The organism is Falsiroseomonas sp. HC035, assembly GCF_050563525.1.
Classification (GTDB): Bacteria; Pseudomonadota; Alphaproteobacteria; order Acetobacterales; family Acetobacteraceae; genus Falsiroseomonas.
Genome location: NZ_JBNXUN010000027.1, coordinates 13,649 through 32,929, shown reverse-complemented (window position 1 = coordinate 32,929; position 19,281 = coordinate 13,649). Strand labels below are relative to the sequence as shown.

The 19,281-nt window shown below is 69.2% G+C and carries 19 protein-coding genes and 1 pseudogene; 16 read left to right on the top strand and 4 right to left on the bottom strand.

Annotated features, from left to right (window positions below; all coding sequences use genetic code 11):
* Window positions 1-411: 411 nt before the first annotated feature.
* The 7 genes from ACLF3G_RS27460 to ACLF3G_RS27430 are packed head-to-tail and all read left to right on the top strand — an operon-like array spanning window position 412 to window position 6,034.
* Window positions 412-867 carry a hypothetical protein gene (locus tag ACLF3G_RS27460; protein ID WP_430672569.1) on the top strand — a complete coding sequence of 152 codons (456 nt, stop codon included), beginning with the start codon at window positions 412-414 and terminating at the stop codon, window positions 865-867.
* Window positions 864-1,886 carry a cytochrome c oxidase subunit II gene (locus ACLF3G_RS27455; protein ID WP_430672568.1) on the top strand — a complete coding sequence of 341 codons (1,023 nt, stop codon included), beginning with the start codon at window positions 864-866 and terminating at the stop codon, window positions 1,884-1,886. Before ACLF3G_RS27460 ends, ACLF3G_RS27455 begins: the two co-directional genes overlap by 4 nt.
* Window positions 1,886-3,772, top strand: coding sequence for a cbb3-type cytochrome c oxidase subunit I (locus ACLF3G_RS27450; protein WP_430672567.1), 1,887 nt, complete (start codon window positions 1,886-1,888; stop codon window positions 3,770-3,772). The genes ACLF3G_RS27455 and ACLF3G_RS27450 overlap by 1 nt, the downstream gene beginning before the upstream one ends.
* A complete protein-coding gene (locus ACLF3G_RS27445) occupies window positions 3,759-4,397 on the top strand; it encodes a cytochrome c oxidase subunit 3 (RefSeq protein WP_430672566.1) in 639 nt (212 codons plus the stop codon). The genes ACLF3G_RS27450 and ACLF3G_RS27445 overlap by 14 nt, the downstream gene beginning before the upstream one ends.
* A complete protein-coding gene (locus ACLF3G_RS27440) occupies window positions 4,394-4,723 on the top strand; it encodes a hypothetical protein (protein WP_430672565.1) in 330 nt (109 codons plus the stop codon). Before ACLF3G_RS27445 ends, ACLF3G_RS27440 begins: the two co-directional genes overlap by 4 nt.
* Window positions 4,711-5,631 (top strand): cytochrome c oxidase assembly protein, encoded by a 921-nt coding sequence (locus ACLF3G_RS27435; protein ID WP_430672564.1) that lies wholly within the window; start codon window positions 4,711-4,713, stop codon window positions 5,629-5,631. Before ACLF3G_RS27440 ends, ACLF3G_RS27435 begins: the two co-directional genes overlap by 13 nt.
* Window positions 5,632-5,635: 4 nt before the next feature.
* Complete coding sequence (locus ACLF3G_RS27430; RefSeq protein WP_430672563.1) at window positions 5,636-6,034, top strand: c-type cytochrome; 399 nt, start codon at window positions 5,636-5,638, stop codon at window positions 6,032-6,034.
* A gap of 315 nt (window positions 6,035-6,349) precedes the next feature.
* On the opposite strand, the gene ACLF3G_RS27425 is transcribed toward ACLF3G_RS27430, so the two are convergent.
* Window positions 6,350-6,856 carry a ferritin-like domain-containing protein gene (locus ACLF3G_RS27425; protein WP_430672562.1) on the bottom strand — a complete coding sequence of 169 codons (507 nt, stop codon included), beginning with the start codon at window positions 6,854-6,856 and terminating at the stop codon, window positions 6,350-6,352.
* A gap of 287 nt (window positions 6,857-7,143) precedes the next feature.
* Between ACLF3G_RS27425 and ACLF3G_RS27420 the strand changes: the two genes are divergently transcribed.
* From ACLF3G_RS27420 to ACLF3G_RS27390, 7 genes and pseudogenes are all read left to right on the top strand, one after another.
* Window positions 7,144-7,311, top strand: coding sequence for a hypothetical protein (locus ACLF3G_RS27420; protein ID WP_430672561.1), 168 nt, complete (start codon window positions 7,144-7,146; stop codon window positions 7,309-7,311).
* Between the two features lie 353 nt (window positions 7,312-7,664).
* A pseudogene (locus ACLF3G_RS27415) lies at window positions 7,665-7,780 on the top strand (IS3 family transposase); the annotation flags it as partial.
* A gap of 105 nt (window positions 7,781-7,885) precedes the next feature.
* A complete protein-coding gene (locus ACLF3G_RS27410; protein ID WP_430672560.1) occupies window positions 7,886-8,686 on the top strand; it encodes an ABC transporter ATP-binding protein in 801 nt (266 codons plus the stop codon).
* Window positions 8,687-8,730: 44 nt separating this feature from the next.
* Window positions 8,731-9,543, top strand: coding sequence for an ABC transporter substrate-binding protein (locus ACLF3G_RS27405; protein ID WP_430672559.1), 813 nt, complete (start codon window positions 8,731-8,733; stop codon window positions 9,541-9,543).
* Window positions 9,536-11,551, top strand: coding sequence for a Fe(3+)-hydroxamate ABC transporter permease FhuB (gene fhuB / locus ACLF3G_RS27400; RefSeq protein ID WP_430672558.1), 2,016 nt, complete (start codon window positions 9,536-9,538; stop codon window positions 11,549-11,551). Before ACLF3G_RS27405 ends, fhuB begins: the two co-directional genes overlap by 8 nt.
* Window positions 11,548-12,282 (top strand): siderophore-iron reductase FhuF, encoded by a 735-nt coding sequence (gene fhuF, locus ACLF3G_RS27395; RefSeq protein WP_430672557.1) that lies wholly within the window; start codon window positions 11,548-11,550, stop codon window positions 12,280-12,282. Before fhuB ends, fhuF begins: the two co-directional genes overlap by 4 nt.
* A gap of 33 nt (window positions 12,283-12,315) precedes the next feature.
* Window positions 12,316-14,472, top strand: a complete 2,157-nt coding sequence (locus ACLF3G_RS27390) for a TonB-dependent siderophore receptor (protein ID WP_430672556.1) — start codon at window positions 12,316-12,318, stop codon at window positions 14,470-14,472.
* Here ACLF3G_RS27390 and ACLF3G_RS27385 read toward each other — a convergent pair.
* The 3 genes from ACLF3G_RS27385 to ACLF3G_RS27375 all read right to left on the bottom strand — a co-directional run bounded on the left by ACLF3G_RS27385 (window position 14,354) and on the right by ACLF3G_RS27375 (window position 17,767).
* Window positions 14,354-14,968: an ATP-binding cassette domain-containing protein gene (locus ACLF3G_RS27385; RefSeq protein WP_430672555.1), complete on the bottom strand. Its 615-nt coding sequence runs from the start codon at window positions 14,966-14,968 to the stop codon at window positions 14,354-14,356. The two genes, ACLF3G_RS27390 and ACLF3G_RS27385, sit on opposite strands and share 119 nt — an antisense overlap.
* Before the next feature lie 437 nt (window positions 14,969-15,405).
* Window positions 15,406-15,801: a hypothetical protein gene (locus ACLF3G_RS27380; RefSeq protein ID WP_430672554.1), complete on the bottom strand. Its 396-nt coding sequence runs from the start codon at window positions 15,799-15,801 to the stop codon at window positions 15,406-15,408.
* A 550-nt stretch (window positions 15,802-16,351) separates the two neighbouring features.
* Window positions 16,352-17,767: a PLP-dependent aminotransferase family protein gene (locus ACLF3G_RS27375; protein ID WP_430672553.1), complete on the bottom strand. Its 1,416-nt coding sequence runs from the start codon at window positions 17,765-17,767 to the stop codon at window positions 16,352-16,354.
* Between the two features lie 142 nt (window positions 17,768-17,909).
* Here ACLF3G_RS27375 and ACLF3G_RS27370 point away from each other — a divergent pair, with 142 nt between their 5' ends.
* Window positions 17,910-18,743, top strand: coding sequence for a class I SAM-dependent methyltransferase (locus tag ACLF3G_RS27370; RefSeq protein WP_430672552.1), 834 nt, complete (start codon window positions 17,910-17,912; stop codon window positions 18,741-18,743).
* 24 nt (window positions 18,744-18,767) lie between these two features.
* A complete protein-coding gene (locus ACLF3G_RS27365; RefSeq protein WP_430672551.1) occupies window positions 18,768-19,244 on the top strand; it encodes a cupin domain-containing protein in 477 nt (158 codons plus the stop codon).
* Window positions 19,245-19,281 lie beyond the last annotated feature (37 nt).

The window sequence follows — 19,281 nt, the reverse complement described above, 5'->3', positions numbered from 1 at the left end:
CTGCTTGACGCGCGTGCCCACGATTAGAGAAGAACGGCTACGTAAAATCCTTCAACGGCAAGCTGCAGGAGAACTGCTAAGCGGCGAGGTGTTCAACACCCTCGGGAGGGCGCCGGTGCATATTGAGGAACGGCACCACAATACAACTGGGCTCGCCCGCACCTGGCACCACGCTACCGCCCGCCGCCCCGGAAACTGTGTTTGTGGCAGGTTGCAGATGAGCTGAAGAGCAGGCGCAGCGGCAACAGCCCACTAAAATTCCACCCGGATCACTCTGTGAGTACCGGTCACCCCGCATTGAGCGGCGCGGACCGGTAACACTGGAGCCGAAGGCTACAGCCTTGTCGGCCGTGCAGATGAACCCTCGTCGGCTCAAATCGTTCAAAGCCGGAACGCATTCGGGGCCAGACCTTGCACCGACGTCTTCCTTACCGAGCTGCGCTGACGCTGGCGGCCATTACCCTCGCCGGTTGCAGCGCCGAGGACCGGCCAGTGGGCCGCGAGGGTGCGCGTACGTCGCCGAGTGGCCCCGATGACCGCCGCATCGCGCTTTACCAGGAAAACCGGTTCCAGGTCTCGCAGGGCGCGCGCTACTTCACCTGGTATGAGTGCGGTGGCTGCCACGGCGACTCCCAGGCCGACGCGGCGCTGAACCTCGCCGATGGGCGCTGGCGCCATGGCAACCGCTTCGATCAGGTCTACGCCGCCATAGCCGAAGGGCCGGACTCGCATGGCTATGCGGCGCGCATGCCGGTCGAAACGCTCTGGCAGGTCACCGCCTACGTCCGGGACCTGGAACGCAACTCCCCCCCGATGCGGCAGCGCCAGGAGCTGGACCAGAAGCGCGAGCCAGGAGCGGGGGGATGAGGCGCGTCCTGCGGACGGTCGCGGGCCCGGCGCTGCTCCTGCTGGCAGCCGCCTGCGGCGGCGGGCCGCAATCCGCGCTCGATCCCGCCGGCGACCAGGCGGGGCATCTGCACGGGCTGTTCAAGCTAATGCTCTGGGTCTGCGGCGGCACCTACCTGCTGATGCTCGGCTTCCTGGGCTGGTCGATCTGGCGTTCGCTGCACAACCAGGGTGTAGGGCGCGAGGCATCGGCCGCGGGCCTGGATCGCGGCCTGCGTGCCGGCCTTGGGCTCTGGGCCGGAATCGTCGTGATCGGCCTCGCCACCCTCGCCGCCGCAAGTTTCCTGGTGGACCGGGCGCTGGCCTCGGCGCGGGCAGACCGCGAGGCCATCGCCATCCGGGTCACCGCGCACCAGTGGTGGTGGCGCATCGAGTACCGCAACCCCGCCACCGGCGCCTTGATCGAGACGGCGAACGAGCTGCACCTGCCCGCCGACCGCACAGCGCGCATCGAGTTGCATGCCGCCGACGTAATCCACAGCTTCTGGCTTCCCAACCTGGGTGGGAAGCTGGACGTGATCCCGGGGCGGGTGAACCTGTTGGACATCACGCCGCGGCGCATCGGCTGGTATCGCGGGCAGTGCGCGGAGTTCTGCGGGCTGCAGCACGCGTTGATGGCGCTCGACCTGCGTGTCGCACCGGAGGAGGAGTTTGCTGGCTGGCTGGCCGCGCAGGCGGCGCCGGCGGCGGCACCGGACGACGCCATGCTGGCACGTGGCCGCGCCGTGCTGGAAGGTGGCAGTTGCGCCGTCTGCCATACGGTGCGCGGCACGGCGGCGGCGGGTAAGGCCGGCCCCGACCTCACCCATGTCGGCTCTCGCCGCTCGATCGCTGCCGGCTGGCTGCCGAACAACCGGGGCAACCTGCATGGCTGGATCCTGAACCCCGATGCGCTGAAGCCCGGCACCTCCATGCCTGCAGCGGAGCTCGCGCCGGAGGATGCGGACGTGCTGGCGCGCTACCTCGAATGGCTGCGGTGATGAACGCGCCGCCAACCCGTCTGCGACCGGATGAGACCGGACTGGCGGCGACCTGGCGCGACTCGCCGGGCCTGTGGGGCTTTCTGACCACCGTCGACCACAAGCGCATCGCCGCGCGCTACCTAGTGACGACGCTGCTGCTGCTCGTCGTCGCCGGCATCCTCGCCATGGATATGCGTATCCAGCTGTCGCAGCCGGAGATGCAGCGGCTCGGCCCGCAGGGCTACAACGAGGCCTTCACCCTGCACGGGTCGACCATGCTGTTCCTCGTCTCCGTCCCGGTGATGGAGGCGATGGGATTGTGGCTGGTGCCCCTGATGCTCGGCCAGCGGAACATCGCCTTCCCACGCCTCGCCGCCTACAGCTACTGGCTCTACCTCGTCGGCGTGCTGATGCTGTGGGTGCCGCACGCGCTCGGCGTCACGCCCGATCTCGGCTGGTTCGAGTATCCGCCGCTTGCCGGCCCCGCCTATGGGCCCGGCAAGCGCGCGGACATCTGGGCGCAGATGATCACCTTCACCGAGGTCGCGGCGCTCGCCGCCTCGGTGAACATCGTTGCCACCATCCTGAAGCTGCGCCCGCCGGGCATGACCCTGGCGCGCATGCCGCTGTTCCTCTGGGCGATGCTGGTGGCCTCGCTCATGACGATGCTGGCGATGCCTGCGGTGATGCTGGCAACCAGCCTGCTCATCGCCGACCGGCTGGTGGGAACGCATTTCTTCAGCCCGCAGGCCGGCGGCGACGTGCTGCTGTTCCAGCACCTGTTCTGGTTCTTCGGCCACCCGGAGGTCTACATCATCTTCCTTCCCGCGATGGGCTTCATCTCCGCCATCGTGGAGACCTTCTCGCGGCGCCCGGTGTTCGGCCACGCGGTGCAGGTGCTGGCCATCGTCTCGGTCGGGCTGCTCGCCTTCGGCCTCTGGGTGCACCACATGTTCGCCGTCGGCCTGCCGCGCCTGGGCGCGAGCTTCTACACCGCGGCCAGCATGGCCATCGCCGTGCCGATCGGGCTGCAGATCTTCTGCTGGATCGGCACCATCGCATCGGGACGCCCGCGCTATGCGACGCCCCTGCTTTGGGTGCTGGGCTTCGTCGTCACCTTCGCCATCGGCGGCCTCTCGGGCATCATGACCGCCTCGGCGCCGCTCGACCTGCAGTTGCACGACACCTACTTCGTCGTCGCCCACCTGCACTACGTCCTGATCGGTGGCGCGATCTTCCCGCTTTTTGGCGCGCTGGCCTACTGGTATCCGAAGGGGACAGGGCGGCTGATGTCGGAGCGCTGGGGCAAGATCTCCTTCTGGCTGATCCTCGCCGGCTTCAACATCGGCTTCTTCCCGATGCACCTGCTCGGCCTGATGGGTATGCCGCGGCGCATCTACACCTATCCTGAGGCGGCGGGCTGGGGAACGCTGAACCTAGTGGTCTCCGCCGGAGTGCTGGTCGCCTCCGCCGGTGCGGCGATCATGGTCGTTAACGCCGTGCTCTCGCTGTGGAACGGGCGCCGGGCTGGTGCCGATCCCTGGGGCGGCGCGACGCTGGAATGGTCCACGCCCTCCCCCCCACCGCCCTGGAATTTCGCCGCGACGCCGGTGGTTGGCAGCCTCACCCCACGCTGGGACAACGCGCCGCGCGCCATGACCGGTGTCGGCGAGACGCGGCGCGAGGTCCTGGTCAGCTCGCCCGGCGAGGCTGAGCCGGAATACCGCCAGTACAGCCCCGGTCCTTCGATCTGGCCGCTGCTGACGGCGCTCGGCACTGCCGTGCTTTTCGTCGGCAGCATCTTCACGCCCTGGGCGGTGGTCTGGGGTTCCCTTCCGCTCGCTGCAGCGCTGGTCGGCTGGTTCTGGCCACGTCCGAAGGAGGCCCCCGATGAGCGCGCCTGATCGGTCCGACGCGCCGGAGGTCGTGGGCGACCTGTCCGGGCTGCCGGACAACCTCGTCGATTCCCGCAACCTGAACAGTTGGGGCATCCTCGGCTTCATGGTCATCGAGGGCATAGGTTTCGCCCTCGCCGCCGTCGTGCCGCTCTACCTCGCCACGCAGGGCGCTGGCTGGCCGCCCGCCGGAACGCCGCCGCCCGACATAGCCTTCGGCCTGGCCTTCACCCTGGTGCTGCTGGCCAGCGAATGGCCAAACCGCCGGCTGGCGAAGCAGGCTGAGGCGCGGGACCTCCCCGCCATGCGCCGCGGGATGCTGCTGATGACGGCGATCGGCCTGCTGCTGATCGGCATCCGTGCGCTCGAACTGATGCACCTCAACGTGCGCTGGTACGACAGCGCCTACGGCTCGACGATCTGGCTGCTGATGGTGCTGCACACCATCCACCTCGTCACGGATGTCGGCGACACGGCGGTGCAGTTGGCGTGGCTTTATCGTGGCGAGGTGGAGGACAAGCAATTCGGCGGCGCGGTGGACAACTGCCTGTACTGGGATTTCGTCGTGCTCACCTGGCTTCCGTTCTACGCGCTGGCCTACTGGATGCCCCGGTTCTGGGGGAGTGGGCCATGACCGCGCGGCGCTCCGCAGTGGCGATCGGGGTCGCGCTGGCGCTGCCGCCCCTGGCCTGGTTCGCCTTCCAGCAGGGGCTCGGCTTCGCTCTGCGGCTCGCCTGCGGCACGGGCGGACCGCCGGTCGGGCCCCTCGCCGGCGGCGTGGCGCTGGCACTCTGCGCCGCGGCGGGCTGGATTGCCTGGCCCGCTTCACGCGGATCCGCGGAGGCCGAGGAGACGCCGCGTCTTCTTGCCCGTATCGCGCTCGGCGTTGCCCCGGTCTTCTCGCTGGCCATCCTGCTGCAGGCCCTGGCCACCCTTATCGAGCCGCCATGCTGGCGCTAGCCGCCCTGGCGGCGATCCTGCTGATGCCGGGCAAGCCCCTGGCGCATGCGGCGTCGTCTACCGCCAGCCTCCTGCCCTGGACCTTCGAGCCCTGGGTGGTGCTGCCGCTCGCCGTCGGCGGGGCGCTGGCGGCGCTCGGCGGGCTGCGTCTGGCACGGCGCGCCTCGCCGCGCGGCCTCGTCGCGCTGCGCCGGCGGCTCGCCATGCTTGCGCTCGGCTGGGCGGTCCTGGCGGTGGCGCTGGTCTCACCGCTCGCCGCTGCCGGCCATGTCTCCTTCTCCGCGCATATGCTGCAGCATGAAGTGGTGATGCTGCTTGCGGCGCCGGCCCTGGTGCTGGGGCGGCCGCTCGGTGTGATTGCATGGGGCCTGCCCGGCGCGGCGCGTGCCGGCTTTGCCGGAATGCTGCGCAGTCCGCCGGTGCGCCGGCTACGGCTTGCCGCAACGGCGGCAGTGGCGGCCACGCTGGCCCAGGCTGCGGTGCTTTGGCTGTGGCACGCACCGCTGCTGTTCGAGCTGGCGCTGCGTCATCCGGCCTGGCACGCGGCGCAGCACCTGTCCTTCCTGCTCGCAGGCCTCGCTTTCTGGGCCGCCATGCTGAGAAGATGTCCGCCGACGCTCGCCGGGCGCGGCCTGGCGGCGCTCTGCCTGCTCGCCACCTCCATCGTCTCCGGCGCGCTCGGCGCGCTGATGGCGATTTCGGCGAGCCCCTGGTACGCCACCTATGCGCGGCTCGGCCTCACACCTCAGGGCCTCACATCTCAAGGCCTCACACCGGCGGAGGACCAGCAGCTCGCCGGCCTGCTGATGTGGGTCCCGGGCGGGCTGGTGCATGCCGGTGCGGCGCTCGTGCTGCTGGGGCTGGCGCTGCGGCCTGGGACGGAGGCGGTCCATGCCCGCCAGTCTTAAGTGGATGCTGTTCCTGATGGTCTCCGGCATTGCCGTCGCGGCAGTGGCGCTTCCGACGCTACAATGGCAACAGCAGGACCGCCGCCGCATCCTTGCCGCGGAGCGCGTGGGCGGCGACCCGGAGGCGGGCCAGGCCGCGCTGCTGCGTCATGGCTGCGGCGGTTGCCATCGCATCCCGGGCGTGTCCGGCGCCATGGGCAATGTCGGACCTGACCTGTCTGGTCTGGCTCAGCGCAGCTTCATCGCCGGGCGTGCCATCAACCAGCCCGACCTACTCATTCGCTGGATCCGCGATCCACGCAGCATCGATCCTCGGACAGCGATGCCAGACCTGGGGGTGAACGAAGCCGAGGCGCGAGACATGGGCGCGTACCTTTACAGCATCTCACCACGCGTGTTCTGAAAGAGGGTGCCCCGTGCGCGTAGCCTGCATCGGCGAACAGGGTGGCGCCTGTTGCCTCATCCGATGCTTGGATGCTGGTGACGTCGCCGAGCGGATTTACGGAAGCTCTGACGTGCAGGGCAACGCTCGTGACACTCAGAATGTCACGAACGCGCTCGACGACGCTGTCGCGCAGACCAGATTCGGCGGAAAGCATTAGGTTGCGAGACATGGTGCCCGCTTCGTCGCGCAACATGACTGGGGCCTCCTCCGCTCAGCCCGCTTCCTCAAGGCCAGGTGTTCAGGTTCGGCAGGCGAGCGGCAATCTGCCGACCGCTATTCCTCGTCACCCTCCTCTTCACTCATGGCCGCTGGCAGGATCGAGTCGCGCGTCACGAACGTCAGCCGTTCATCCTGCGCCTTCTCCTCATCCAGGATCGCTCGCAGCAGCTTGGCCACCTCCATCTCACCCATGGCTTCGGAAAGCTCGGCCATGGTGCCGTAGGAGGCGATCTCGTAGTGCTCGATCCGCTGCTGCGCAGCGACGATCACCAGGTCGAGGATCGGGCCCTTGCCGAATTCCTCGGCCTCATGCTGAGCCTCCTCGGCCAGGCCACGCATCGCCTCGCAGACCTTGCGGCCCGGTCGCGCCGACAACTTGCCGAGCGCCTCCTCGACGCGGTCGCGCTGTTCCTCGCTCTGCGCGATGTGCGCTTCGATACCCTCGCGCAGCTTTGGCTCGCTCGCCTTGCGCATCATCTTGCGCATCACCTGGATGGCCTGCTTCTCCGCGCTGTACGCATCGCGAAGCTGGCTCACTAGCATTTCCTTCAGCTCTTTCATGGATCTGACTCGCTCGTTGCTGGGCCTACCGTGGCTTTTGCACCACGCCGATAGGTCGACGTGGTCTGGGTGCGCCGTTTCCGGAGGCGACGACGGGTGCCGCGATCACGAGTGGGTGGCATCCAGGGGCGGAGCTGAATCAATTCTGCCGGTCGCTCCAGCGGAGCCGGGCCATGCATCGTAGGTCGGACGATCAGCGAAATCTTTGACTCTTGAGCAGGCTCCGCGCGCAGGCGCCGCTGGCCTGTGCGTTGCACCGCCAACCATTCCGCGATTGAGACGCGAGGATGGACAATGCCCACGCCGTCCACGGCCACAAGCCGGGTTTCGGGAACCGGTGGATGTTCTCCACCAACCAGAAGGATATCGGCCCGCTCAATATCGGCCTTGCGCTGATCGCGGTGTTCATCGTGTGTGCGGCGGAGGGAAAGTCGGCCACTGGAGCGGCGGCGTAGTGCGGCTGCGGGCGGAGTAAAACCCGGCCAGTGGGAGGCGGCCTACCCTGAGGGATCAGGGTGGGGCGCCGGGAGATGTTCGTGGTGGAGACCTACGCGGCGGTCAGGCGGTTCGTATTCCTAGAGGGATATAGTTGGCGGGAGGCCTGCTCCGAGTTAGCGCGGCCGCGGGTACTCTACGGACCCGGGACGTGGTCGCGTTCTTTCCATTCGACAGGTGCTTCGGGTTGAGCTGATCTCCGGACTGCTGGGCGCACTGCGCCGGACGGAGGCAAACAACTTCTGACGCCGGCTTGCGGAGGAAAGCAGGCATTTGACCGATCGAGGAGACTGAGCGCGCCGGCGACGGCGAGGTCAGGGTTCGGCTGCGGGCACTGGCGAGTAAGCGCCGACGGTTGGCTATCAGCGCCTGCACATCCTGCTGGCGCGGGATGAGCACCGGCTGAACCACAAGAAGCTGTTCCGCCTCTGCTCATAAACGAGGCAATTAGGGGCAGGATCACAGCTAGCGCCCAATCATTTCAAAGCCCTCATCGCAATTGCGTATCAGTCGCATTTGATGTAGGGGCAGTGCATGCTTCTACCCCTGCAGCATGCCCCAGATCCCGGCTGGGATCTCGACGCCGTCAGCTTTGCCATCGGCGGGCGCACCCTGCTCGGCCCGCTGACGCTGCGCCTCGGTGCCGGCCAAGTGCATGGGCTGATCGGCCCGAACGGCTCCGGCAAAAGCACGCTGCTTCGCCTACTCGGCCGCCACCTGCTGGCCGGCAGCGGCAGCATCCGCTTCGGCGGTCGGCCGATCGGCGCCTGGGGCAACCGCGACTTCGCCCGTCACGTCGCCTACCTGCCGCAGGCACTGCCGGCCTCCGACGGCCTGCTCGTGCAGGAACTCGTCGCGTTGGGCCGCTATCCCTGGCACGGGGCGGTGGGCCGGCTCACGCCCCGGGACCACGCGGCGGTGGAAGCGGCCATGCGGCGCACCGGCGTGCAGGTCTTATCCAGGCGGCAGGTGGACAGCCTCTCGGGCGGAGAGCGCCAGCGAGCCTGGCTCGCCATGATGCTGGCGCAGGAGGCGCGTTTCCTGCTGCTGGACGAGCCGACGTCGGCGCTCGACCTGGCGCATCAGGCGGAAATCCTCGGACTGATCCGCCGTCTGGCACGGGAGGACGGAACCGGCGTCGTCATCGTGCTGCATGACGTGAACATGGCGGCGCGGCATTGCGACAGCATCCTGGCGCTGTCGGCGGGGCAGGCGCTGCTGCGCGGCGCCCCTGCCGACCTGATGCAGCCGGCGCTGCTGGAGCGGCTCTATAAGGTGCCGATGGGCGTACTGGCGCATCCTGCGACGGGAGAGCCGATCGGCTACCTGCAGTGATACGCGTCATCCCGCGCCGGATCCTGCTGGCCGCCCTGGCCGTGATGCCGACGCAGCCCGCCCTGTCCAAGGCAGCGCCACGCCTTGCGGTGATCGACTGGGGGCTGGCGGAGGCGGCGCTCGCGCTGGGCGTCGTGCCCGTGGCGGCGGCAGAACTGGATGGCTACGCGCGCTGGGTGAAAGCACCGGCGATGCCGCCGGGAGTCATCGACCTGGGCCTGCGCGGCGAGCCGAACCTCGAGGCGCTGCACCGGGCGGCACCGGACCTGATCCTGACGACCCCGCAATTCGCGCCGTTCCTGCCGAGGCTGGAACGCATCGCGCCAGTCGCCTCCTTCGCCACCTATCAGCCCGGCGGCAACCCGCTGGAGCGGTCCTTCGACATCGTCATGGATCTTGGCCGGCGGCTTGGCCGACCGGATCGGGCGGCGGCACTGCGGGCCGAGGCCGCCGCGGTCTTCGCGGCCGCTGCGGTGCGGCTTGACCGGGTGCGGCCCCTGCTGGTCGCCGGTTTCGTCGATCAGCGGCATCTGCGGGTCTATGGTGGCAACAGCCTGTTCGGCGCCACCCTGGCGCGGCTCGGCCTAGTGAATGGATGGACGGCGCCGACCAGCGCCTGGGGCTTCGCGACGGTCGGCGTGGAGCACCTGGCGGTGTCGCCCGAGGCGCAACTCCTGCTGCTCGATCCGATGCCGCCGGACCTGCGGGCGAGCCTGCCGCGCAATCCGATCTGGCAGGCCCTTCCGGCGGTGCGGGCGGGGCGCGTCACGCTGCTCCCGCCCTGCTGGGCCTTCGGCGGATTGCCCAGCGCGATGCGCTTTGCCGATCTGCTGGCGGCAGGCTTGGCGGATGGCTGACGCGGTGTTGCTGCGGCCGCCGGGGGCCATGCCGGGCCGGCCGATGCTGGTGCTGGGCGCCCTGCTGCTTTTGGCCGCGTCGCTCAGCGGGCTGCATCTGGCGGAGGCCGTGCCGCCCTCGCAGTGGTGGCAGGCGCTGACCGATCCGGACCCCATGGCGATGGGCCAGACCGTGTTGCGCCACGCGCTGCTGCCACGGCTGTGTGTCGCGCTGCTGTGCGGCGCGGCGCTGGCGCTATCCGGCGTCGTGTTCCAGCGCGTGCTGCGCAACCCGATCGCCTCTCCCCTGACCCTCGGCGTCTCCTCCGGCGCCCAGCTTGCGCTTGGCGCCGCCCTGCTCTGGGCGCCCTGGCTGCTGGCGGCATCGCGGGAGGTGGTGGCGATGGTCGGCGCCTCGCTGGCGCTCGCGCTGGTGACGGCGCTGTCCTGGCGGCGTGGCCTGGCACCCACGACGGTGGTGCTGGCGGGGCTGGTGGTGGGGCTGACGGCCTCCGCACTCTCAGCCGCCCTGATCTTGATGAACGGCGAGTACCTGCTTTCCCTGCTGATCTGGGGCGCCGGGTCGTTGACCCAGTCTGGCTGGGACCCGGTGCTGTCGCTGGCGCCGCGCCTGGCCGCGGCGGGACTGGCGGCCTGGCTGCTGCGGCGGCCATTGACGCTGCTCGGGCTCGACGATTCCAGCGCGCGATCGCTCGGCCTGTCCTTGACGCTTGGGCGGCTCGCGGCGTTGGCGCTGGCGGTGTGGCTGGCGGCCATAGTCGTGGCGCAGGTCGGCGTCATCGGCTTCGTCGGGCTTGGGGCGCCGGCCCTGGCGCGGGCCCTGAGCGTTCGCGGCGTCGGCGGCCTGATGCTGTGGTCGTCCGGCTTCGGCGCCGCGCTGCTCTGGCTGGCCGATGGGCTTGTGCAGCTGGGCCAGGGCGTCCGCGGCGATCTGCTGCCCGCCGGCGCCGCGACGGCGGTGCTCGGCGCCCCGCTGCTCCTCTGGCTGCTGCCGAGGCTGCGCAGCCTGGCGCCGGCCAGCGCCACGGTGGGCAGCCTGCCCCGGCGGCTGGATCGTCCCTGGCTGCTCGTGGCATCGCTGGGGCTGGGGCTGGCGCTGCCCGGCCTGATCTGGCTCGCGCTCGCCCTGGGTCGCGGGGCGGAGGGCTGGTGGCTGGCGACGGGCGGGGAGTGGTCGGCCCTGCTGCCCTGGCGCGGTCCGCGGCTCGCGGCCGCGATGGCCGCCGGGGCGATGCTGGCCGCCTCGGGCACGCTGCTGCAACGGATCACTGGCAATCCCATGGCGGGGCCGGAGGTGCTGGGCCTCGGCGCCGGTGCGGGCTTCGGGCTGGCGGTGCTGCTGGTGGCGGTGCCGGCGCCGGGTCAGGCCTTGCAACTCCTCGCCGCCTCGGGAGGGGCGGGGCTGGCACTGGCCTTGCTGCTGCTGGCGACCCGGCGCAGTGCCCTGGCGCCGGAGCGACTTCTGCTCGCGGGCGTTTCCCTTTCCGCGCTGTTCCACGCGCTGGTCTCGGCCTTCCAGGCTTCTGGCGATCCGCGCGCCATCCCGCTGCTGGCCTGGCTCACCGGCTCCACCGCACGGCTTGGGCCGGAGGACGCGGTGCTGGCGGTCGGGGCGGCGACGCTGCTGCTGCCGCCGCTGCTGCTGGCCGGCCGCTGGCTCACGCTGTTGCCGCTGGGCGATGGCGTGGCGCGGGGCCTTGGGCTGCGGCCGGAGGCTGCACGGCTGGTCCTGGTGCTGGCCGCCGCGATGCTCGCGGCCGCAGCCACGCTGATGGTCGGGCCGCTGAGCTTCGTGGGGCTGATGGCGCCGCATCTGGCACGGCTGATCGGATTGCACGCCCCACGGCCGCATCTGGCCGGTGCTGCCGTGATCGGCGCCCTGGTGATGGGGCTGGCGGATCTGCTGGGTCGCAGCGTCGCCTTTCCCTATCAGCTTCCGGCCGGCCTGATCGCCGCGCTGATCGGTGGGCCCTACCTCATGGCCCTGCTGGCGCGGGGCGCAAGATGAAGGGCTTCCCGCTGCTGCGGGGCGACCAGGCGCCGCTGGTCGAGAGCCTGGTGCCGCTGCCGGCGCCCGGCGCCCTGCCGGCCAGCCTGCTGCTGCAGGCCGGCGGCGGCGCCACGCTGCTGGCGGCGGCATGGCGGCACCGGCCGGAGGTCGACCCCCGCGCCTTGGCTTCGCTGTGGTCGCGCTGGTATTTTGCCAAGCTGATCCCGCCGGTGTTGTTGTGCGGGGTAGCGGACGGTCGGAGCCTGCCCCTCAACCTTGCGGAAACCGCCGTGCTGCTGGGGCCGGAGGGGCTGCCACGGTCCATCGCGCTGCCGCATGCCGGACGGGTCGAAGCGGAAGCCTGCCCTTTCCGCCGTTTCGCACCCCTGGTCCGCCACCATGTCGCGGCGGTGGTGGAGGCGCTGTCGGCGGAGACGCGGCTGGCGCCACGCATCCTCTGGAACAATGCCGGCGTCTACGCCGACTGGGCGGTACGCCGGATGGTGGACGCGGGGTTGCCGCATGCCAGGGCGTCCCTCGCGCTGGTCCAGGCGCCGGATTGCCCGGACGGCACGCCGAACCCCCTTCACGCCCCGGTTTGCGAGCCGGAGAGCCGCGACGGCATCCGCTGGCGCCGGCATTGCTGCCTGCTGTTCCGGTTGCCTGGGCAGGATTGCTGCCGCGCCTGTCCGCGTCTGCGCAAAAACCGGGCGCCGGGGGTTGATGATAATGCGAGGCAGTCGCATTAAGGCGCCTTGGACCCTCGAACCCCAAGGCTCTTCATGCGATTCGACCGGCGCCTGACCCGCCTGCTCTGCACCACCGCGCTGTTCGGCCTGCCGATCCTTGCGGCCCAGGGCCAGACCGAACCTGCCAACGAACCGACCGGCGAAGCCGTCAGCCTGCCGCTGGTCCAGGTGCAGGGCCTCGCCGCGGGCCAGCGGTCGCGTGGCCTTGCGGCACCGACGGCCACCACCGGCAGCAAGACCGAAACGCCACTGGCCGAGACGCCGCAGGCGATCTCGGTCATCACCCGCGACCAGATGGACCTGCGCCAGGTGCAGGGGCTGAGCGAGGCCATGCGCTACTCGGCCGGGGTACGGAGCGACAACTACGGCGAAAACCCCCGCTACGACTGGTTCATGCTGCGAGGCTTCACCGCGCACACCGACGGCGTCTATCTCGACGGCCTGCGCTTCGATGCCGGTGCCCTGACCGGAAAGCCCGAGGCCTGGGGGTTGGAACGCGTGGAAGTGCTGCGCGGCCCGGCCTCCGTGCTGTTCGGGCAGAACGCGCCGGGCGGTATCGTCAACCTGGTCTCGCGCCGCCCGACCGACACGCCGCAAGGCGAGGTGCGGCTTTCGGCCGGCTCGCATGACCGGCTGCAGGGTGCCTTCACCAGCAGCGGCCGGCTGACGGAGGACGGTACCTGGTCCTACAGCCTGACCGGACTGCTGCGGCAATCCGACACCCAGGTCGACGTCACGCCGGATGACCGCGCCTTCATCGCCCCTGCGCTGACCTGGCGCCCAAGCGCCGATACGCGGCTGACGCTGCTGTCGCACTACCAGTATGACGAGACGCTGGGCAGCGAGTTCCTGCCCTTCTCCGGGACCGTCATCCCCTCCGCCTTCGGCCGCATCCCGCGGTCCCGCTTCACCGGTGAGCCGTCCTTCGATGTCTTCACCCGCCGACAATACGGCCTGGGCTACGAGTTCGAGCACCGTTTCGACGAGACCTTCACCGTGCGGCAGAACCTGCGCTACGGGCATGTCGATGGCGATTGGCGGCAGACCTACGGGCTCGGCGTGCAGCCGGATGGCCGGACGCTGAACCGCTACGCCTATGAAAGCCGGCGCGAATCCACGACCTTCCAGGTGGACACGCAGCTGCAGACACGCTTCGCCACGGGCGCCGTGCGACACACGCTGCTGACCGGGCTCGACTATGGGCGTGCCAGTTTCGAGAATGCGCAGTTCGGTGCGGTCGGCACCCCGCTCGATCTCTACGCCCCGGTCTATGGCAACGTCGTCACCGCGCTATCGCCGCTGTCGAACGATCTGCAAACACGCGATCAGCTTGGCCTCTATGTCCAGGACCAGATGCGCTATGGCAACTGGGTGCTGACGCTGGGCGGGCGGCAGGACTGGACTACGACGGAGACCGAGAGCCGCCTGCGCGGCGTGACGACCTCGGCGGAGGATTCGGCGTTCAGCGGGCGTGTCGGGCTCGTCTATCTCGCGCCGAACGGCCTCGCGCCCTATGCCAGCTACACCACGTCCTTCCAGCCGCAGCTCGGCACGACCGCATCCGGCGCGGCGTTCCGACCGACCGAGGGTGAGCAGTACGAGGTCGGTGTGAAGTTCCAGCTGCCCGGCCGCAACAGCTTCGTGCAGGCCGCCGCCTTCGAGATCACGCAGAGCAATGTGCTGACCTCGGATCCGGCAAATCGGCTGTTCCGCGTGCAGACCGGCGAGGTGCGGGTGCGCGGCTTCGAGTTGGAGGCCGTGGCCGAGGTAACCCCGGCGCTGCGGGTGCTCGGCTCCTACACCTACCTTGATGCGGAAATCACCCAGGCCAATGACGGTACCGCCGGTAACCGGCCGAACGGCGTGCCGGCGCACACGGCGAGCGTCTATGGCGACTACAGCTTCCGGAACGGCGCGCTGCGCGGCATCGGCCTCGGCGCGGGCGTGCGCCATGTCGGCAACACGCCGGTGGGCAACGCGAATGCCGGCCTGGTCCCTTCCGTGACGCTGCTCGACGCCGCGATACGCTTCGACCTGGAGCGACTGGGCCCTTCGCTGCGCGGGATGCGCTTCAACCTGAGCGCCAGCAACCTGACCGACGAAACCTATGTCGCCACCTGCGACAGCGCCTCGGCATGCTTCTACGGAACCGGCCGGACCGTGCTCGGCACTTTGAGCTACACTTGGTGATTTCGCAGCGACAGCCCCGCCTGGCGCAGCTGTCCTCCAGTGCCGCAAGCCGGTTCCTCAGCGGCCGCACGTCGCCCTTCTGCAACCGTCGAGTAGAGAGGGCAGCCGGCGCGCAACCCGGCCCGCACGGCCTCATACTCCACCATGCCGGCCATCCGCAGGCCGCGGACGCGGCGGAGCTGGAGCGCCATGTCGTCCAAGTCGCGGATGGCCCGCAGGCTGGTGCGCTGCCGACCTTGGCGGCGTCGGCGAACTGCGTGTTCCGACGCAAAGCGGCCGGTGATTCCGGAAACGGTGGCCGACTTCCGTCGGTATCCGCAGCGTAGAAGCCGAGACCGTCATAGATCGCTCTTGGCCAGGCGCCGACCGGCCGGCCGCCGAAGCGCATGCTGCCGCTGCTAGCTTGCAGGTGGCGGCCGAGCAGACGCAGCAGCGTGCTCTCGCCGGCGCCATTCGGACCACTGACCCCATGTGCCTTGACACTCTGCAGAGCCAACTTCGGCTGATGCGTGGCAGCGGGCCGGGCTCGTCGCCACCCGCCTGCTCTACCAAGAGGCCAACAAGACCAAGGCCGCGCATCCTACCGTCGGGGCGGGGTGAGCGACGGGCTGTTCGGCTTTGCGCGTCACCCCGGGTTGGGCTTTGCGCCTGACCCTTACCGACGGGCCGTGCCAAGCGAAGGGTCGACCGCCGGCAGGCCAAGCAGGCTGTCGACCTGAGCAACAACGGCCGGCGTCAGGCTCCTGTTGGCTGCGGCGCTGAGCTGTTGGCTGCGCGCGCGGGAAATTGCCACGGCCCGAGCCTGCTCCTCTGCGAGATTGGTGGCAGGAAGGGAAATCGCCGCACGCATCGCCTGTTCATAGGACGCGATCTGTCCGACACGGGAATTCGATGCTGCGTTGGCCCGTGCGGTAGGCGACGCATGCGCTGCATTCAGTGCGCCAAGTGCTCGGGACAGGGATGCCCGATCCGCCGGCATGCCGATTTGGCCAGGAGCTCCGGCGCGACCGGCCGGGTCGGCCGGGCCGCGGCCTGGCCCTTGGTTGCCCGCGCGACCGGCCTGGCCGCCGGACCCACCGCGGCCGGCGTTGCCGCTGTTCCCGGCATTGCCACTGTTCCCGGCATTGCCGCTGTTCCCAGCATTGCCACTGTTCCCGGCGCCACCGCTGTTACCCGGACCTGAATCGCCCGCACTGCCGCCTCCGCTACCTCCGCCGCCGCTACCTCCGCCGCTACCTCCACCGCCACCGCCACCGCCACCGCCACCGCCACCGCCGCCACCACCGCCTCCGCCTCCGCCGCCGGCCGCAACGGCTTGGCTGCTGGCAAAGGAGAAGATCGGCAGCATCGGGGCCGCAAGCAGAAAGGCCGCAGCCAAGCTACCTGCCAGCAGACGTCTACGACGGGAGATGACCCCATGGGACGCAAAAGAAGTAGAAGATTGGCTCTGTCTGGCTTGCATGGTTACGTGCCTCCGCATTTCGTCAGAGCTCACTGATCTTTAGTTAAGTCAGAAATGGGGCGGCGCACCCAGAGTGCCTAAATCTATCGCTATCGTGATGAAATGCGGGCATGGGCTCAGTCGCCGTCGAGGTTCGGCAGGATCAAGCGGCGCTCTGCCCTAGCCGCCAGACCCAACGACCGCTCCAGCCCTACTCCCGGACGATCCTGGGTTTGCCGCTTCCTTAGCGGACGGTCCCAGCGGCGCGGAAAGTGGCGCTCGCGGCCTGCTCGAGCGAGGCGCCCGCGACGTTTGTCTCGTTCAGGATCGCTGGATGTTGAGGCTCCGTCCGACCGGGTTGCGCTGCAACATCGCGGGCTGACTGGTCGTGCTGGCAGGGAACGGAGCACATGGGGTGCTATCCGCCCACCGTCTGAATTACCCGATGTTTGGCGTCGCCGCCGACTGTTCCAGCCATCGCAGGACCTGCGGATGCGCGCAGGCTGTGACGTTGAACCGCATCCATGGCGACCGCTCCAGATGCGGCCGGAACACCAAGCCGGGCGCCAGCATGATGCCCTGCGACGACGCGCTGTCCGTCAGCACCAGCGCGTCCTCCACCTGTGGAAAGCGCGCCCACAGGAACATGCCGGCCTCCGGCTCGACGAACAGCTGCATCCCAACGCGCTCGAAGGCGCGGATCGCCTCAAGCCTTGCCTCCCCGAGCCGGCCGTGAAGCTGCGCCAGAAATTTACGGTAATGGCCATCCACCAGGACCAGGTACAGCAGGCGCTCCATGAACTGCGAGCTGGTGATGCTCGACAGCATCTTCACGTCCGTCAGGTCATTTGCAATGGACTGGTGCGCCGCCAGGAACCCGACCCGCAGGCTGCCCGACAGCGTCTTCGAGAAGCTCCGCACATGGATCACCCGCCTGAGCTGGTCGAGCGCCGCCAGGCGCGGTGTAGGCTTGACCTGCAGGTCGCAGAAGATGTCGTCCTCCACCACCAGGAAGTCGCACCGCTCCGCGATCTGCAGCAGGCGGAAGCTGACGTGCGGGCTCATGTTGGTGGATGTCGGGTTCTGCAGCACGGATTGCGTGAAGTAGATACGCGGCTTGTGCTCGGTGGCGAGCCTCTCCAGCGCCGTCACGTCGGGCCCGTCGGCATTGCGTGGCACGGCGAGCAGCCGAGCACCGTGCAGCCGCAGATTGCCGAACAGGTTGTAGTAGCCGGGGTCGTCGACCAGCACCGCATCGCCTGGCCGAACGAAGTGCCGCATGATCAGGTCCAGGGCCTGGCTGGTCCCCTGCGTCAGCACGATCTGCGAGGCACCGACTGATATCCCCTGTTCCGACAGCAGCAACGCCAGATGCTCGCGGAGCGGCAGGTAGCCGAGGGGATTGCCGTACTCGATCAGGTGCGCGCCGTTCTTGCGCGCCAGCGCGCCGAGGCTCTGCCGGATGCCCATCTCGTCCATCCACGCATTGGGCAGCCACGGGCCACCGGTCAGAATGGTTCCGTCCGGCGCCTGCAGCAGCCGGCGGATCAGAGAGACCAGCTCCTCGTTGCGCTTCTGCCCGTCCTGCGGCGGCTGACGTCCCGCTTCCTCGCGAACCGGCGTGACGAAAAAGCCGGCGCCGCGCCGGGCCTCGAGGTAGCCCTGCGCCACCAGCCGGTCATAGGATTCGACGGTGGTGAAGCGACTGACCCCGAAGGCCTCGGAGAAGCTGCGGATCGACGGCAGGCGGGCGCCGGCGCGCAGACACCGGTCGTCGACCTGTTGACGGATGGCGCCAACGATCTGGTCGACCAGTGGGCGTGGGTCCTGCGGGTTTACTCGGATCGGGATCATCGCGTGTTCAACCCCCCAGAAGCGTGTGACTGGCCTGCTCCCGCGACCAGTACAGTTCAACAAGGTGTCCGTCGCACTGTACATGTTTGTTAGCTGAAGCCACCGCCAGTGTGCCGCCTGTGTCAAACCCGGAGACCCGCCGATGAGCACCAGCCAGGTTGCGGCACCACCGCCCGCCGACCACGCAGCGGTCAAGGCCAAGCAACAGGCCGCCTGGGCGTCGGGCGATAATGCCGTCGTCGGCACCACGCTGCAGATCGTTGGCGAGACGTTGTGCGAGGCCGTGGACCTCCGAGCCGGACAGCGCGTGCTGGATGTTGCCGCCGGCAACGGCAATGCCACACTGGCGGCGGCGCGGCGCTATTGCCACGTGGTCTCGACGGACTACGTCCCAGCCCTGCTGGAACGCGGCCGTGAGCGGGCATTGGCAGAGCGGCTCGAAATCGAGTTCCGCCAGGCCGATGCCGAGGCACTGCCTTTCGACCAGGGCACCTTCGACGTCGTCGTCTCCACCTTCGGCGTGATGTTCACGCCCGACCAGGAGCGCGCCGCGGCCGAACTGCTCCGCGTCTGCCGGCCTGGTGGCAAGATTGGCCTGGCCAACTGGACGCCGCACGGCTTCATCGGCCAGTTGTTCAAGACCATCGGCAAGCATTTGCCACCGCCGCCCGGCCTCAACTCACCGGCGCTCTGGGGCACCGAGGAGCGCATCGAGGCGATGTTTGGCGGGCAGGCCGCATCCATCAGGATCGAGAAGCGGGCCTTCGTGTTCCGATACGGGTCGGCGCGGCATTGGCTCGACGTGTTCCGCGGCTACTACGGACCACTGCTGAAGGCTTTCGCGGCGCTCGAACAGGAGGCGGCTGCGGCCCTGGAGCGCGACGTCATCGACCTGGTCGCGCGGTTCAACCGCTCCGGCGACGACACCATGGTTGTCCCCAGCGACTATCTCGAAATCGTCATTACCCGCCGCTGACCACCCCATCGGAAGGACCATCCCATGCGCCGCTCACTGACCATCGCGCTCGCCGGGCTGATGTCGCTGCCCCTCGTCAACACGGTCGCGGCCCAGGACCACGCTCATGGCGGGCACGTCATGCTGCTGCCGGCGGAGTTGCGATGGGCCGACATCCCGTCACTGCCGCCCGGCGCCCAGATCGCTGTCATCGAGGGGCCGTTGAACGAAGCAAGGCCGATCACCGCGCGCCTCCGGTTTCCGGCCGACTATCGGTTGCCGGCGCACTACCATCCCGTCATCGAGCACGTCACCGTCCTGTCCGGCACCTTCCACATGGGCGGCGGCAACCGGCTGGACCCATCAAGAACCACGGCCCTGGGCGCCGGCGGCTTCGCCATCATGCCGCCCGGCGCGCCCCATTTCGCCTGGACGAGCGAGGAGACGATCGTCCAGATCCACAGCGTTGGCCCGTGGGGTATCACCTACGTCAACCCAGCCGACGATCCGCGGCGCCAGTAGGCGGGCTCACAGCGGTACTGGCTGCGGCCGGAATCTT